A 15165-nucleotide genomic window follows, 5' to 3' on the forward strand; every position below is an offset into this window, starting at 1 on the left:
CATTATGAAGAAACTAATCATTTGGCTGCCGGTATTGTCAGTAATTTTGGCAATTGCGGTGGAACTTATGATGGGGAATGCGGGCAAACATACAACGACCAAACAACCCTATTTTTTATATTTTTTGGCAGGACTTTTTATAATTTTTACAACCATTACGATAACGTCCTACTTTAACGCTAAGGCGAAATGGTGGCTGAAAGAAAGAGATTCATTTCTTGCGGCAACGTTTTTATTTTTAAATGTACTGAACATTGTAACCAAAAAAATCGGCTTATTGCCAGTCATATACTTTCCATCACTTGATAAAATAATAAGCGTCATTGTGGAAGACAGAACATTTCTTGCTATTTGCCTTGCTTCTTCCGGAAAGCTTCTGTTTACAGGCTATTTCTTTGGCGCCATTGCTGGGTTTGCCACAGGTATTGCTGTGGGATTCAGTAATGCGGCAAGTTATTGGATAAACCCGTTAATTCGCGTCTTAGGCCCTATTCCTGCTACCGCGTGGATTCCGATAGTGCTAATTAGCTTTCCAACCTCATTTTCAGCCAGTGCTTTTCTGATTGCGCTTGCTGTTTGGTTTCCCACTACAGTTATGACAAGCAGTGGTATTTTAAATGTACAGAATGCCTATTTCGAAGTATCCAGCACCCTGGGAGCGAAAAAGTATTATCAAATATTTAAGGTCGGTGTCCCTGCTTCTATGCCACACATGTTTATTGGTCTTTTCAACGGAACATGTGCCTCATTTATCACTTTGATGACAGCAGAAATGCTAGGGGTTAAAAATGGTATCGGATGGTACATTAACTGGCAGAAAGAGATGATGGCTTATGCAAATGTATATGCAGGACTTATCCTAATCGCAGTTACGTTTTCTATTCTCATTACGCTGTTGTTTAAGGTACGCGATCATGTGCTAGTATGGCAGAAGGGAGTCATAAAATGGTAGGGGAAATAAAAATAGCAGGAGTCGTCAAACGCTTTCCCCAGCAGGATGCCCCAGATGTTATTGCCCTTAGCGGGATCAATCTTACCATTAAGGCGGGTGAATTTGTATCACTTATTGGGCCTTCCGGCTGCGGTAAATCTACGCTGCTGCGGCTGATTGCCGGGTTAAACGGCGCTGATGAAGGCAAGTTGTATGTTGATGATGAAGAAATCAGAGAGCCATCCTATGAGCGCGGCTTGGTGTTTCAAAATCCCATGCTTTTTCCCTGGCTGAATATCCATGACAATGTAGCTTTTGGGCTGAAAGCGCGCAGCATATATAAGCAAAAGAAGACCGAGGTTGATAAATTTATTGAACTGGTGGGATTAGCTACTTTCCACAAGTCGTATCCTCATCAACTATCTGGCGGGATGGCGCAGCGGGCATCTCTGGCACGGGCATTGGTAAACCATCCTAAGGTACTATTATTGGATGAGCCGCTTGGGGCGCTTGATGCTTTTACACGCATGAACATGCAGGATGAATTAATTCGCATTTGGCAGGAGCGGCAAACAACCATGATTATGGTGACACATGATGTTGATGAAGCGATTTACTTGTCAGATCGTGTCATTGTTATGACGCCAAGACCAGCAAAGATTGAAAGTTGTATTGAGGTAAAGCTTTCCCGACCACGAGCGCGCAGTAATCCTGAATTTCTTGCTATGCGGTCCAAAATTTTGAAGATATTGAACTTTGCGGGTAATGAAAAAGAGCCAACTTATTATTTATAAGGGGTGAGACAGTATGAATCTGAAAAAGAAAATGAGTATTGTTGCAGTGACTGTAATAGCCACATTATTACTATCAGCCTGCGGGCAGAAGCCAGTCACTAAAGCTGAGGATTTTGTTTTGAAAATCGGTTATATGGGCAGTTTATGTGAAGCTCCGCTGCATATGGCTGTTGAGAAAGGCTTTTTTGCGGAAGAAGGTTTACAGGTTGATTTGATTAAGCTGGCACCGGGGACAGCTTTTGAAGCCGTTACCGCAGGCACGGTTGACGCAGGCTTTGGTTTGCTTGCCAGCTTAATGCAGCCACTTTCCAATGGATTACCGATTAAGGTTACAACAGGCTTGCATACTGGCTGCGATAAGGTACTTGTCCCTAAAGATGCTGGAATTAAGACCCTTGCAGATCTAAGAGGTAAACGTATTGGGGTTCCCAGTATGACCAGCAGTCCCATAATTTTTGCGAAACGTGCGCTTGCTGATGCCGGTGTTAGTGTAACTGAAAAAAACATGGAAGTGGAATTTATTGTATTTTCTCTCAGCGATTTGCCGATTGCATTAAAAAATGGTGCCGTGGATGCGCTGGCGATGAATGACCCGACTGCGGCTATAGCGCAAAGAGAATTTTCGCTAAACACGTTAGTGGATTCGGCCGTGACTGAGCCATATAGTCATCAATATTGCTGCTCTGCCTATGTTCGTGACAATATAGCCCAGGATTATCCTGAGGTTGCTGCAAAATATACTCGGGCTATGCAGAAAGCAAGTGCCTGGATACAGAAAAACCAAGATGAAACCGCAAAAATCCAGGTTGAGAAAAAGTGGGTTGCTGGGGACGCTGCCTTTAATGCAACAGTGTTAAAGACCTATAATTATATCCCCTCAGTTAAAGGGGCATACGAGGCCTTTGGCATAACGGCAAAGCAATTACAACAAGTTGGTATGTTGGATAATGGTGTGGATGTTGAAGCTTTGCATAAAAATAGTTTTGTCTTTTTTAACGATGTACAAGATACGGTTCAATAGTTGAATTTATTACCCGCAAGTTAAAATAATCAATGAAAAATGGCTGATCAGTAAAATACTGAAGGCTAAAGCAATGGTTGACAACGCTTTAGCTTTCAGTATTTTTTTACTCTAACAGACAGTCATGGATATCCCTGATGGAAAGTAACAGCAAGAGGAGATAGTTTAATCTTATGGGTATTAAGGGGGATATGCAATTAAAGATAACCACTAACAGTAAGTTAGTAGTACGTGCTTTAAGACACCGCAATTACCGGCTATTTTTTACCGGCCAGACGATTTCGATGATGGGGACATGGATGCAGGATATTGCAATAAACTGGTTGATCTACCAGCTTACCGGGTCGCCTTTTATGTTGGGAATAGTTAATTTTTGCAGCAAAATTCCAGGCTTTATACTGGGGCCGCTGGCCGGATTAATGGTAGATCGGTTTAGCAGACATAAAATAATAATTTTCACTCAAATGATGTCAATGGTGCAAGCATTCATTTTAGCGATACTGGTATTGACTGACCGGATCGAGGTTTGGCATGTGATGGCGCTGGGTACGTTATTGGGCTGTATTCAGGCATTTGATATGCCAGCTCGACACGCTTTTATTTTTGATATGGTGGATAATCGCGAGGATATGAACAATGCTATTGCACTAAACTCCATTATTATCAATGCGTCGCGGCTTATAGGTCCCTCTATTGCTGGTATTTTAATCGCGATTGTTGGTGAGGGGATCTGTTTTTTACTAAATGCAGTTAGTTTTATCGCGGTAATCGCGGCCTTACTAGCTATGCGAATTGGCAAAAAACCAATTGATCTAGGACAAAAATCAATTGTGCGTGAGTTGCGCGAGGGATTTACCTACGCCTATTACTTCCCGCCTATCAGGTATTTATTCTTTTTGCTGTGGATTATCAGTTTTTTAGGAATGCCTTACATTGTGCTTATGCCAGTTTTTGCTGATCAAATTTTAGGTGGTGGCTCTTATATATTGGGTTTTCTGTTTTCGGCCGTAGGACTGGGTGCCATTTGCGGAGCCTTTTTTCTGGCAGCACGTGCCCAGGTTGCAGGGTTGGAAAATATCACGCCAATAGCCGCAGGGTTATTTGGCTTGGCTCTGGCTATCTTTTCGCAAAATACCTCAGTATGGCTGGCGTTAGGCATCATGTTTTTTGCTGGTATTGGGATGATTATGCATAGCATATCAACAAATACATTGTTGCAAACGGTGGTGGATGATGACAAACGCGGACGAATTATGAGTATGTACTCAATGGCGCACCAGGGTTTGACACCACTCGGCAGTCTGTTGGCAGGGTTTTTAGCAGAAAGTATTGGTGCACCGGCGACTGAATGTGTTTTTGGTATAGCTTGTGTAGTTGGTGCAATCGCATTTTATAATTGCCTGCCCAAAATGAAAGAGCATATGGGCGAAATTTACAATTAATTTTAATTAATATAGAAGTAAATATTTAGGAGGTAATTACATGGGTACTTTTATCGAACGCGCAAAATCTACATGCGCTCTGGGTGGTGCAATTGTTACTATAGCTTCACTGCCAAGAGCAATTCCCATCGTTCATGCATCAGGCGGCTGCGCTACTATGTTGTCTGGCACATATAACTCAGGCAGTGGCTACAAGGGCTCCGGCTATTGCAGCGGCCATATGACACCTACTTCCAATATTGTTGAAAAAGACATCGTTTTTGGTGGCGAGGAGCGGTTAGAGGAGCAAATTACCCACACCCTCAAAATAATTGACGGTGACCTGTACTTTGTAGTGACTGGATGTCAGGTTGAGATTATCGGCGATGATGCTGTCGGTGTAGCTCGTAAATTTAAAGGTGGTAAGCTCCCGGTATTGGCAGCTAATACACCGGGTTTCCTGGGTAATGGGTTTAAAGGCTATGACGTGGTGCTAAGCACTCTGGCAGCCGAGTTTATTGAACCCCAGGCAGTAAAGGCTGAAAAGACTGTTAACATTTTGGGGATTATGCCAGGTCAGGATGTTTTTTACCGGGGTAATATCGCGGAAATTCAAAGGTTGTTAAAAAAGTTAGGCATTAAGGCCAATACCTTTTTTGGCGATGGAGAAACCATTGAAAAAATAAGAAATTATGGGGATGCTGCGCTGACTGTTGTTTTTTCCGATAAATACGGTATTGATACTGCCAAAGTTTTTGAAGAAAAACATGCTATTCCTTATATTACTGCTGATCTTCCCATTGGTGAGACAAGAACTGATGCCTTTTTGCGCAAAATTGGGGAGCAGTTAGGAATTGAGACAGCTGCGGTTGAAGCACTTATCGCGGCAGAAAAACGCTATTATTATAGCTATATTGAAAGACTTTTGGATATTTACGGCGATATAGATTTGCAGCGATATGCCATTGTCTCCACCGATATTAATTATGCATTCCCGCTCACGAGCTATCTGGCTGACGATTTGGGCTGGGTACCACATCTTGTTGTCATCAATGAAGATTTGGATGATAGCAGCAAAGCAAATTTTGAATCCAAATTTGACCAATTAACCTCTGAAGCTAAACCCAAAATAGTCTTTGAACAGCATGCCGGACAGCTTATCAAGCATATCCGTCAAAGTTGGAAATACAACTCGAATGACAAATATTATGATGCTCTTAGTCCTGCTTTTCTTGTCGGCAGCAGCCTGGAGGGCTCTACGGCGCAGAAGATTGGGGCATCATTCCTGCCTGTATCCTTCCCAGTCACAAACCGGGCTGTTTTGAATAAAGGGTACACCGGCTATAGAGGTGGGTTATCATTGGCCGAAGATCTTTTCTCGGCGCTTGTTAGCAATCGATAGGAGGTATAATCATGTCTAATTTAACCGAAGGTCTTACTTATGACTATTTAGCAGCTGAGGCTGCACCTACCAGAGAAGAGCGGATTGAGGCTACATATGCCTTTGGCGGTTCTTGCACAAGCTTGAAACATGGTATGGGAAAAGGGTGCACCAAGTATAATTGCCGCAAGTTTGCCCAGGGCGGTGGCTGCCAATTAAGCCTGGCTTTAGGCATTATCAGAACCTTTCAGAATGTGGTAGTTGTTATTCATGGACCACTTGGCTGCGCTTCTAATAATCTGTGTGTGGCGGGGTACAGTAAAACGTTTAGGGTGCTGAAGCATAAACCAGTTACCGACAATGTTTGGTTACATACCAACCTGGATGAAAATGATGTTATTTCCGGCGGTATTGACAAATTACGGGAAGCAATAGTATATGCAGAAAACGAATATCGTCCAGACGCCATTATTGTTGGTAACAGTTGTGTTCCAGGTATTATCGGCGATGACATTGATTCGGTAATTGACGAGCTTGACGGGCAGCTTTCTGCCAGAGTCGTACCTGTTCACTGCGAAGGGTTTAAAAGTAAATTTGTTGCCACCGGTTACGACTCAGCGTATCATGGAGTCTTAAAAAAATTGGTTGACCCCATCGAAAAGATTGGCAGGACGAATCCGGATGATGTTGGCGAGGCAACTGCCGATGCAGCGGAAAGGTATATTAATAGTAAGACTGTCAATCTGTTAAATGTTGGCTCCACAAGCTATGGCGATGAAGTTGAGTTGTCAAGGCTGCTCAAGGCACTTGGTCTAAATGTAAGGGTATTGCCGCTGTATGCCAGTATTGATGAAATTTCGCGTATTGGCGAAGCGGCGCTCAATGTCAGCATTTGCGCAACCCATGACGATTATCTTATCGGTCACTTGAAAGAACGTTTTGGTACAGACTATGTTATTGATACTCTGCCGATCGGAATAAAGAATACCAATCAATGGCTGCGGGCGATTGCTAAAGTATTTAAGCTTGAGGATGAAGTGGAAAAATTAATTTCCATTGAAAATGCGCAGATTGAAGAAGCGTTAGCACCATTCAAAAAAGCGCTTACAGGCAAAAGTGTATTTGTGGGCGGCGGCGAAACTCGGATATTTACAACCGCTGAATTTTATCAGTCACTGGGCATGAAGGTTTTAGGGCTAAAGCCACATAATTTTGATCGCTTTGCGGTACCGATGATTGATGATATTGATGATCCAAATGCTGTCATTGACGTTGCGCCAGGCCAGCCGGCTGAAGAGCTGGTTGTACTTAAGCGCCTCAAACCTGACCTTTATGTTGGCCATACGGGAGCTAACGCCTGGGTAACTAAGTTAGGTCTGCCCACAATACCGCTTTTTGGACAGTCCTTTAACTATATGGGATATTCGGGGGCGTTTGAACTGGCAAGAAGGGCGGCAAGAAGGCTTCAGAATACCGCTTTTTCCAAAAAGATAGGAGCAAATGTAGCATTGCCGTTTCGACCGGAATGGTATGAAAGCAATCCGTTTGACAATATCAAAGAAGCGCAACAAGGCTAGTATAGGAAACTGACAATACGAGGGGGAATAAGAATGTCTGTTATTGTAGATAATCTGACAGAACTTATCGGCAACACGCCGCTGCTTAGGGCCAATACGTTTGCTAAGCTGGCGAAGCTAAATGCCCAGCTGCTGCTTAAGCTCGAATATTTTAATCCATTAGGTAGTGTGAAAGACAGAATCGCCAATTCCATGGTGGTGGATGCAGAGCAACAAGGCGTACTTAAGCCAGGCTCAGTGATTATTGAACCCACAAGCGGCAATACTGGTGTCGGCCTGGCCTTCGTGGCGGCGGCCAGAGGGTATCGAATTATTCTTACTATGCCGGACACGATGAGTGTGGAACGGCGAACCTTATTAAAAGCCCTTGGTGCCGAATTGGTGCTGACACCTGGCGCAGATGGAATGAAGGGCGCGATCCGCAAAGCCGAAGAACTCTCAGTACGAATTCCGGATGCGGTAATATTGCAGCAGTTTAATAATCCTGCCAACCCGGCCATTCACCGGGAGACAACAGCTGAAGAAATTTGGCGCGACACCGAAGGCAAGGTTGACATATTTGTCGCCGGGGTGGGGACCGGCGGTACGGTTACGGGTGTGGGGGAAGCGCTAAAGGCCAAAAATCCAGCTGTTAAAATTGTGGCAGTTGAGCCTAATGATTCTCCTGTTTTATCAGGCGGCAATGCTGGACCACATCAGATTCAAGGCATTGGCGCTGGCTTTGTCCCCAAGGTATTTAACTATGAGATTGTGGATGAAATCTTTAAGGTGAAAAACGAGGAGGCCATTGATACTTCCAGGGTACTGGCACGAACAGAGGGATTGCTTATAGGCATTTCTTCCGGCGCCGCCGCCTTTGCCGCTGCTAAGATTGCCAAACGGCCTGAAAATGCAGGTAAAACAGTGGTTGCACTGCTTCCTGATACAGGTGAACGGTATTTGTCAACAGTGCTCTTTAAAGAATTGACAGATGAGGGCAGCAAATACTGGCGTTAATCAGATAACAACGATTTATTAGTTCTATATAGTCCGCAGTAAAGAAGTTTGCAGGCGCAGGCGGGTGGCATATTGCAAACACACCACCCGCCTGCAAAAGTATGTAACACGGTGTATATAAAAAGTTCTAAATCTGCTTAAATACGATAAAACTGCAGAAAAACTTGACTTGGTCGATCAGAAAACTGAAGGCCGGGGATGTAGTAAGCATCTTCGGATCTTTTTGTTTTTCTTACCCTAACTGAAAGTATAAAACTTTCTTAATATAATAAAAAACGGGGGGATTCTACTGTGAAAAAAACAAAAATTATTGCGCTTGCCCTGGCTTTGATGGTTTCGATGTCGTTGGTACTGGTTGGATGCCAATCATCAGCACCGACGACTGCCGCAAAAAAGAAAATCGTCATCGGTACAGGAAATGCGTATAAGCCATACTGCTTTTTAGACGAAAAGGGCAATCTAACCGGTTTTGAGATTGAGGTTCTTAAAAAAGTAAATGAAAAGCTGCCGCAGTATGAATTCGAATTCAAAACATTTGACTTTAATGCCATCCTGGTCAGTCTGGAAACAGGCAAAATAGATCTGGCCGCCCATCAGTTTGAAGTTAATCCTGACAGGAAAACCAAGTTTCTGTTTGGTGATGAAGGTGTGACTATATACGACCTGAAACTGGTGGTCAAAGAAGAAAGAAATGACATAAAATCGCTGGACGATCTGGCGGCGATTAACGGGACAATTGAAGTAGGCAAGGCCTCGACAAACAAAACATATGTTGTTGATAAATGGAATAAGGAACATGGCAATAAGCTGAATTTAGTATTTGCAGCATCAGATACGACCATTACTCTGCAAAATCTTGAGTCAGGTAAGACGGATGCTTTTGTAAATATCCAAAGAAATGTCGATGATTATCGTACTACTTATAAAGCCCCAATTAAAACTGTAGGCGAACCGATCAGTTTTTCTAACTCTTATTATCTGTATCGCAAGGATGATCCCACTGGGGCGCAGTTGAAGAAAGATATAGATGCTGTTCTAAAAACCATGAAAGAAGATGGCACGCTTGTGCAACTTTCACAACAATGGCTTGGGGGAGACTATATTCCTAAAAAGTAAGGAAGGGATAAATCAGGATGGAAAATATATTTCTCTTTAGTTTATTTATTGATAGTTTTCCACAATTATTGTCCCGGCTGCACATCACGCTCTATATTGTGGTGGTTGCCCTGTTATTTGGCTTACTATTGGGAACTGGCATAGCGGTCGCCCGGTTGTATAAAGTACCAGTATTATCACAACTGGCTGCCGCGTATGTTTCTTTTATCAGAGGGATACCAATACTGGTGTTGTTGTTTATCATTTATATAGGAGTACCCTTGGCTGCAGGGGCTTTTGGCGCCAATATCAACCGCTGGGACACCCTGATATTTGTGATGATTACCTATATTGTGAATTCAGCCGCTTTCTTATCAGAGATTGTCAGGTCTGCTGTTGCGGGGGTGGAGAAAGGACAAATGGAAGCCGCGCTCTCGGTAGGGATGACCCGTTGGCAGGCTTTTAGCCGCATCATTGCCCCGCAGGCCATACAGATTGCTATTCCAGCTCTGGGCAATACAGTGGTGTCACTGCTTAAGGATACCTCGTTGGCTTATACGCTGGGTATAATTGATGTTATCGGCATAATCCAGGCCATCAGCAGCAATACGCATCGCTCGCTTGAAGCATACACCGCTGCTGCCTGCATTTTCTTTGTTTTGAGTTTTATCCTGGAGCGGTTTTTTAAATGGCTGGAGAAAAAAATCGGCATCAACAATTCGATTCCCGGTGCAAAAGTGGCACCAAATAATAAAATTGCAGTTGTTGGCAGGTGAGAGCATGGGGTTTCAGTTTGATTTATCTTTTTTAATTTTTGAAATCGGTGTAGCAATAAAATATATTCCTGTGGTTCTGTTATTGTCAATCGTACCGCTAATCATCGGCTTATTACTGGGTATAGGAATTGCTATTATCAGGTTATTTAAAATACGTCCGTTTGATAAATTCTTTACTGTATTTGTAATATTCCTAAGGGGAGTGCCGCTTGTTCTTCAACTGACAATTCTTTATCTGGCAGTGAGTTTGAGCTTTGATTCGCTAGCAAAAACCTTTGGCCTGCAAATGTCATCAAAGGATCTTTCCTATACCTTGATTGCTGTAGTCGGGCTGTCGATTAATGCCACCGTGTATCTTTCCGAGGTCATGCGAACCGCTCTCCAGTCAGTACCTGTCGGCCAGTACGAAGCCGCCTATTCTGTGGGCATGACCTCCAGTCAGATGCTGTGGCGGATCATTATTCCGCAAGCCTTGCCTGTGGCGATCCCGTTAATCGGCAATAACTTCATCGGCCTCATTAAGGGTTCAGCGATCGCATCGTTGATTTCAGTGGTCGAGATTATTAATGCAACGCTATATGAGGCCAGTGGCAATTATAAGTTTCTGGAGGCGTATGTAGCTGCCGCAATTATTTACTGGTTATTGTGTATCCTGGTAGAGCGTCTGGTGGCCTTTCTGGAATACAAAGTCGGAGTTTACGGCAAGGGTGGGGTAGTATGATAGAGATTAAAGGATTACATAAATCGTTTGGTAACCATGAAGTATTGAAAGGCATCGACTTGAAAGTGGAAAAGGGGGAGGTTGTTGTTATTCTTGGCCCTAGCGGTTCAGGCAAGACAACGTTGCTACGGTGCCTGAATTTTTTGGAGCAGCCTGATGACGGCGAGATTACCGTCGGGAATACCCGGGTTAAATGCAACCATGTCTCCAAGAAAGAGATACTGGAAATCAGAAGAAATACAGCCATGGTTTTTCAGCTGTATAATCTGTTTAAAAACAAAACAGCGCTGGAAAATATCATGGAAGGGCTGGTGGTTGCGCGAAAGATTCCCCAGGAGGAAGCAGGAAAAACCAGTCGTCAAATCCTGGCAAAAGTCGGTCTGTCAGAGAAATGGGATGCCTACCCCAGTCAACTGTCAGGCGGACAGCAACAACGGGTGGGGATCGCCAGGGCGCTTGCCCTGAATCCGGAAGCCATTCTTTTTGATGAACCAACTTCGGCCTTAGACCCTGAGCTTGTTGGTGAAGTTCTGGGGGTTATGAAGAAAGTGGCCCGGGAAGGACTGACAATGATTGTCGTTACCCATGAAATATCTTTTGCCAGGGATATTGCCGACCGGGTAATCTTTATTGATGGCGGCGTTATTGTTGAGCAGGGACCACCAGCAGAAATTCTTTTTCATCCCCGCGAAGAAAGAACCAAACAGTTTCTAAAAAGGATTTTACCTGTTGATGATTATACGATATAGATTTTGAGCCTATTGGACATAAATTATGTATAATTAAAGTATATAACTATAGATCAAGTGAGGAATTCAAGTATGGTAAATAATAAAACGATATTTAATTTTGATACAATCATTCCCCGCCAGGGAACTGGCAGCAGTAAATGGGATGCGGTGGAAAAAGTATTTGGCAGTCGGGATGTGCTGCCACTGTGGGTCGCCGATATGGATTTTGCTGCACCCGCTGCTGTAACAACCAAGTTGCTGGAGCGGGCGCAGCATCCTATCTATGCTTATAATACACAGGAGGCACCACTCTATCAGTCATTTATTGACTGGGTTAAACACCGGCATAATTGGGAAATAGAAAAAGACTGGATTCTACTGGCTCCAGGTGTTGTTCCGTCAATTATCCTGTCAGTTTTAGCCCTGTCAGAGGCTGGAGATGGCGTTATTATTCAGCCCCCCGTATATCCGCCGTTTTTTGCTTCCATCAAGGATAATGACCGGAAGATCGTGGAAAACCCGCTGGTTGTTAAGAATGGCCACTATGAGATTGATTTTGATGATCTGGAACAGAAGCTGGCCGATCCCCACAACAAGTTATTGCTGTTCTGCAGCCCGCATAATCCGGTTGGACGGGTATGGAGCAAGGCAGAACTGGAAAAAATATATGAACTCTGCCAAAAGTATCAGGTGGATATTTTGTCAGATGAAATCCACAATGATCTGGTTTATGGGGAACCTAAGCATACCGTTTTTGCCTCGCTCAGCACGCAGGCCGCTAAACAGAGTGTTACCTTTATGGCAGCCAGCAAAACGTTTAATATTGCCGGGCTTAATTTCTCGTTTATCGTTATCCCTTGCAAACGCCGGCGGGCTTTAATCAGTTCCTGGTTTACCAAATTGCATATTAATCGCAATAATCTATTTGGGGCAGTTGCTACCGAAACCGCCTACAAAGAAGGTGAGGCATGGCTGGATTCTCTGCTGCAGTATCTTGAGGGCAACGCTGACACTGTAGTCGAGTTTGTCCGGAACCGGCTGCCTGGTGTCAAACTAGTCAAACCTGAGGGGACTTTTCTGGCATGGCTGGATTTTCGCGACTATTTTACCAATGCCAAAGAGCTGGAAGAGTTTCTTGTGTATAAAGCAAGGGTGGGACTCAATCCAGGCAAAAACTTTGGCAACCAGGGGGAAGGCTTTGCCAGGCTGAACTTTGCTACTCAGCGCAGTGTGCTGCTGGAGGGATTAACCAGGATAGAAAAAGCGCTTCAGGCAATTAAATAGCCAATCAGGTGGTATACAAACCGATACTAAGGCACAAATTAGTGCGTACTTGTGCCTTGAAATCCGAAAGGATAAGATGATAATAGGGATTTATTTCCCATAAGTAAGCACATCGAAGGAGGTTTCTGGATGCCCTATTTACTGGAACCATTACAGATCGGGACTTTAACCTTGACCAACCGTCTGGTTATGCCGCCAATGGCTACTTCCAAGGCTGAACCGGATGGTAAGATCAGCCCTGCCATCCTTGAGTATTATAATGAAAAAACCGCAGGCGGTTATCTCTCGCTGGTCATCATTGAGCACAGTTTTGTACAGCAGGCAGGGAAAGCCAGTGAGAATCAGCTGTCTGTCGCTGACGACAGTGTAGTTGAAGGCTTAAAAGAACTGGCAGCCGTTATCCACCGTAATGGGGCCAAAGCTGTAATGCAAATCAATCATGCCGGGAGTGCGGCAGCCAAAGCGGTAACTGGTGTTACTCCGGTTGGGCCATCGGCAGTGAAGAATCCCCGTAAGGGTGGGGTACCCCACGAGCTTACCCGGGAGGAGATTGGTGAGATTGTTGCAGACTTTGGTGCTGCAGCTGGGCGGGTAAAGGAAGCAGGCTTTGACGGGGTAGAAATCCATTCAGCGCATGGCTATTTTCTCAATCAGTTTTTTTCACCGCTTACTAACCGGCGCACTGATGAATATGGCGGCGATGTGTTGGGGCGTATCAGGATTCACCTGCAAGTGATTGATGCCGTTCGGGAGGCTGTAGGGCAGGATTTCCCTATTCTCCTCAGGCTGGGGGCTTCTGACTATGTAGACGGAGGAACCACCGCGGCCGACAGTCAAATTGCCGCCAGGGCTTTTGCCGAAGCCGGCGTTAATGTCATTGATATTTCCGGTGGCTTCTCGGGCTACATTGTCCCGGGAAATAATGAACAGGGATATTTTGCGCCACTTAGTGCGGCGGTTAAGGAAGTTGTCTCGATCCCGGTAATCCTTACAGGCGGTATTACTGAAGCACAGGCGGCAGAGCAATTGCTGGCAGCAGGCAAAGCAGATCTTATCGGTGTCGGCAGGGCCGTTTTCAAGGATTCCTTATGGGCGCAAAAAGCTGTTAATAGTATAATAATATGATAATGGGAGGTACTGAGATGGCAACAAACGAGGTTTTGGCAACAATTAAAAGGCGCAGAAGTGTGCGCAGTTTTAAATCTGACCAAATAACAGATGAAGAGTTGCAGACTGTTTTGGAGGCCGGGATTTATGCCCCAAGCGCCGGGAATCAGCAGCTATGGCATTTTACGGTCATACAGGACAAACAGGTACTGGATCAGTTAAATACTAGTGCCAAAGCAGGCGCAGCCCAAATTGACAACGAACATATTCAACAAATGGCTAAAAATGAAAAGTTTAATATCTTTTATGGTGCACCAACAGTTGTGCTTGTCTCCGGCAAGGAGGACGGCCTGATGATCGAGTCCGATTGCGCGGCTGCCACACAAAATATAGTATTAGCCGCTGAATCCATCAGTCTTGGCTCCTGCTGGGTCGACCTTACCTTATTTGCGTTTGGTGGCGAACAGGTTGAGCAATACAAACAGCAGCTAGGTGTACCGGCAGGGTATAAGCCATTTTCCTCAGTGGCGTTAGGCTATAAGAAAATCGAAGCGGTAAACGCCCCCACTAGAAATGAAAACGTGATTAATTATGTGAAATAGTGAGTTTCTTGAAATATTGGAACAGAGAATGCTATATTGTGTGCGCTGAAACAGTAGTTGGTTGATCTGTAAGCAAACTGAAGGCCGGGTAGTGGTAAGTCTGCTCCGGCCTTATTTATATTTGTGCGCTGCTGTCACAAGTTAAAATTATTGAAAAAATTTGTAATATGGAGATGATGGGGTTGTATTGGAAATCTGCAGGCGCTGTTCATACTGAGAAAACGGTGGAATTAGCATTGCGCAAAGCTGAAGAGTATGGCATTAAGTCAATTGTAGTGGCATCCAACAGCGGCAAAACAGCCGAATTGTTTGCAGGAAAAGTTGAAAACGTGGTATGTGTTACTCATGCCAATGGCTTTAAGGAACCGGGAGTAAATGAACTGACTCTTGAGCAGCGCAAAATATTGACTGAAAAAAAGGTAAACATACTGACAACTACTCATGTGCTGTCCGGGGCTGAGCGGGGCATTAGCCGCAAATTCGGCGGGATTTATCCTGTGGAAATTATAGCAAATTCACTTAGGATTTTTGGACAGGGGGTCAAGGTTACTGTAGAGATTGCCGTTATGGCTCTGGACGCAGGGCTAATTCCCTATGGAGAAGATATCATTGCCGTTGGAGGCACGGGTAAGGGAGCTGATACCGCGGTAGTGATACGGCCAGCTCATGCAACTAATATTTTAGAAACTTATATTGCTGAAATCATTTGTAAACCGTAAGATGAAAAA

Annotated in this window: 15 protein-coding genes; all 15 read left to right on the forward strand. The window is 44.3% G+C overall.

Annotated elements, in window-relative coordinates:
• Positions 1–4 precede the first annotated feature (4 nt).
• The 15 genes from ACZ449_RS27505 to ACZ449_RS27575 all read left to right on the forward strand — a co-directional run bounded on the left by ACZ449_RS27505 (position 5) and on the right by ACZ449_RS27575 (position 15156).
• On the forward strand, positions 5–952 hold the full coding sequence (locus tag ACZ449_RS27505) for an ABC transporter permease (protein ID WP_464259186.1): 948 nt from the start codon (positions 5–7) through the stop codon (positions 950–952).
• Positions 946–1725 carry an ABC transporter ATP-binding protein gene (locus tag ACZ449_RS27510; protein WP_464259187.1) on the forward strand — a complete coding sequence of 260 codons (780 nt, stop codon included), beginning with the start codon at positions 946–948 and terminating at the stop codon, positions 1723–1725. The genes ACZ449_RS27505 and ACZ449_RS27510 overlap by 7 nt, the downstream gene beginning before the upstream one ends.
• Before the next feature lie 13 nt (positions 1726–1738).
• On the forward strand, positions 1739–2746 hold the full coding sequence (locus tag ACZ449_RS27515) for an ABC transporter substrate-binding protein (protein ID WP_464259188.1): 1008 nt from the start codon (positions 1739–1741) through the stop codon (positions 2744–2746).
• A 173-nt stretch (positions 2747–2919) separates the two neighbouring features.
• On the forward strand, positions 2920–4188 hold the full coding sequence (locus tag ACZ449_RS27520; protein ID WP_464259189.1) for an MFS transporter: 1269 nt from the start codon (positions 2920–2922) through the stop codon (positions 4186–4188).
• A gap of 40 nt (positions 4189–4228) precedes the next feature.
• Entirely contained in the window at positions 4229–5569 is a 1341-nt protein-coding gene (locus ACZ449_RS27525; RefSeq protein ID WP_464259190.1) for a nitrogenase component 1, read from the forward strand.
• 11 nt (positions 5570–5580) lie between these two features.
• Positions 5581–7125, forward strand: coding sequence for a nitrogenase component 1 (locus ACZ449_RS27530; protein WP_464259191.1), 1545 nt, complete (start codon positions 5581–5583; stop codon positions 7123–7125).
• A 33-nt stretch (positions 7126–7158) separates the two neighbouring features.
• Positions 7159–8121 (forward strand): cysteine synthase A, encoded by a 963-nt coding sequence (gene cysK, locus ACZ449_RS27535; protein ID WP_464259192.1) that lies wholly within the window; start codon positions 7159–7161, stop codon positions 8119–8121.
• A 291-nt stretch (positions 8122–8412) separates the two neighbouring features.
• Positions 8413–9237: a transporter substrate-binding domain-containing protein gene (locus ACZ449_RS27540; protein ID WP_464259193.1), complete on the forward strand. Its 825-nt coding sequence runs from the start codon at positions 8413–8415 to the stop codon at positions 9235–9237.
• A gap of 17 nt (positions 9238–9254) precedes the next feature.
• Positions 9255–9992: an amino acid ABC transporter permease gene (locus ACZ449_RS27545; RefSeq protein ID WP_464259194.1), complete on the forward strand. Its 738-nt coding sequence runs from the start codon at positions 9255–9257 to the stop codon at positions 9990–9992.
• Between the two features lie 4 nt (positions 9993–9996).
• Positions 9997–10713 carry an amino acid ABC transporter permease gene (locus tag ACZ449_RS27550; protein ID WP_464259195.1) on the forward strand — a complete coding sequence of 239 codons (717 nt, stop codon included), beginning with the start codon at positions 9997–9999 and terminating at the stop codon, positions 10711–10713.
• The gene (locus ACZ449_RS27555; protein WP_464259196.1) at positions 10710–11462 is read left to right on the forward strand and encodes an amino acid ABC transporter ATP-binding protein; all 753 of its coding nucleotides are present in this window, start codon (positions 10710–10712) and stop codon (positions 11460–11462) included. The genes ACZ449_RS27550 and ACZ449_RS27555 overlap by 4 nt, the downstream gene beginning before the upstream one ends.
• A gap of 72 nt (positions 11463–11534) precedes the next feature.
• Positions 11535–12728 carry a MalY/PatB family protein gene (locus ACZ449_RS27560; RefSeq protein WP_464259197.1) on the forward strand — a complete coding sequence of 398 codons (1194 nt, stop codon included), beginning with the start codon at positions 11535–11537 and terminating at the stop codon, positions 12726–12728.
• Positions 12729–12857: 129 nt separating this feature from the next.
• Positions 12858–13853, forward strand: a complete 996-nt coding sequence (locus ACZ449_RS27565; RefSeq protein WP_464259198.1) for an NADH:flavin oxidoreductase — start codon at positions 12858–12860, stop codon at positions 13851–13853.
• A 17-nt stretch (positions 13854–13870) separates the two neighbouring features.
• Positions 13871–14437, forward strand: coding sequence for a nitroreductase family protein (locus ACZ449_RS27570; RefSeq protein ID WP_464259199.1), 567 nt, complete (start codon positions 13871–13873; stop codon positions 14435–14437).
• Between the two features lie 176 nt (positions 14438–14613).
• Positions 14614–15156: a pyruvate kinase alpha/beta domain-containing protein gene (locus ACZ449_RS27575; protein ID WP_464259200.1), complete on the forward strand. Its 543-nt coding sequence runs from the start codon at positions 14614–14616 to the stop codon at positions 15154–15156.
• The last annotated feature ends 9 nt before the right edge of the window (positions 15157–15165 follow it).

Source organism: Desulfosporomusa polytropa (assembly GCF_055380075.1).

Coding starts and splice junctions, on each gene's coding strand:
- ACZ449_RS27560 (WP_464259197.1), top strand. CDS start 11,535: ATGGTAAATAATAAAACGATATTTAATTTTGATACAATCATTCCCCGC.
- ACZ449_RS27545 (WP_464259194.1), top strand. CDS start 9,255: ATGGAAAATATATTTCTCTTTAGTTTATTTATTGATAGTTTTCCACAA.
- ACZ449_RS27530 (WP_464259191.1), top strand. CDS start 5,581: ATGTCTAATTTAACCGAAGGTCTTACTTATGACTATTTAGCAGCTGAG.
- ACZ449_RS27515 (WP_464259188.1), top strand. CDS start 1,739: ATGAATCTGAAAAAGAAAATGAGTATTGTTGCAGTGACTGTAATAGCC.
- ACZ449_RS27570 (WP_464259199.1), top strand. CDS start 13,871: ATGGCAACAAACGAGGTTTTGGCAACAATTAAAAGGCGCAGAAGTGTG.
- ACZ449_RS27525 (WP_464259190.1), top strand. CDS start 4,229: ATGGGTACTTTTATCGAACGCGCAAAATCTACATGCGCTCTGGGTGGT.
- ACZ449_RS27520 (WP_464259189.1), top strand. CDS start 2,920: ATGGGTATTAAGGGGGATATGCAATTAAAGATAACCACTAACAGTAAG.
- ACZ449_RS27555 (WP_464259196.1), top strand. CDS start 10,710: ATGATAGAGATTAAAGGATTACATAAATCGTTTGGTAACCATGAAGTA.
- ACZ449_RS27505 (WP_464259186.1), top strand. CDS start 5: ATGAAGAAACTAATCATTTGGCTGCCGGTATTGTCAGTAATTTTGGCA.
- ACZ449_RS27565 (WP_464259198.1), top strand. CDS start 12,858: ATGCCCTATTTACTGGAACCATTACAGATCGGGACTTTAACCTTGACC.
- ACZ449_RS27550 (WP_464259195.1), top strand. CDS start 9,997: ATGGGGTTTCAGTTTGATTTATCTTTTTTAATTTTTGAAATCGGTGTA.
- cysK (WP_464259192.1), top strand. CDS start 7,159: ATGTCTGTTATTGTAGATAATCTGACAGAACTTATCGGCAACACGCCG.
- ACZ449_RS27575 (WP_464259200.1), top strand. CDS start 14,614: ATGGGGTTGTATTGGAAATCTGCAGGCGCTGTTCATACTGAGAAAACG.
- ACZ449_RS27510 (WP_464259187.1), top strand. CDS start 946: ATGGTAGGGGAAATAAAAATAGCAGGAGTCGTCAAACGCTTTCCCCAG.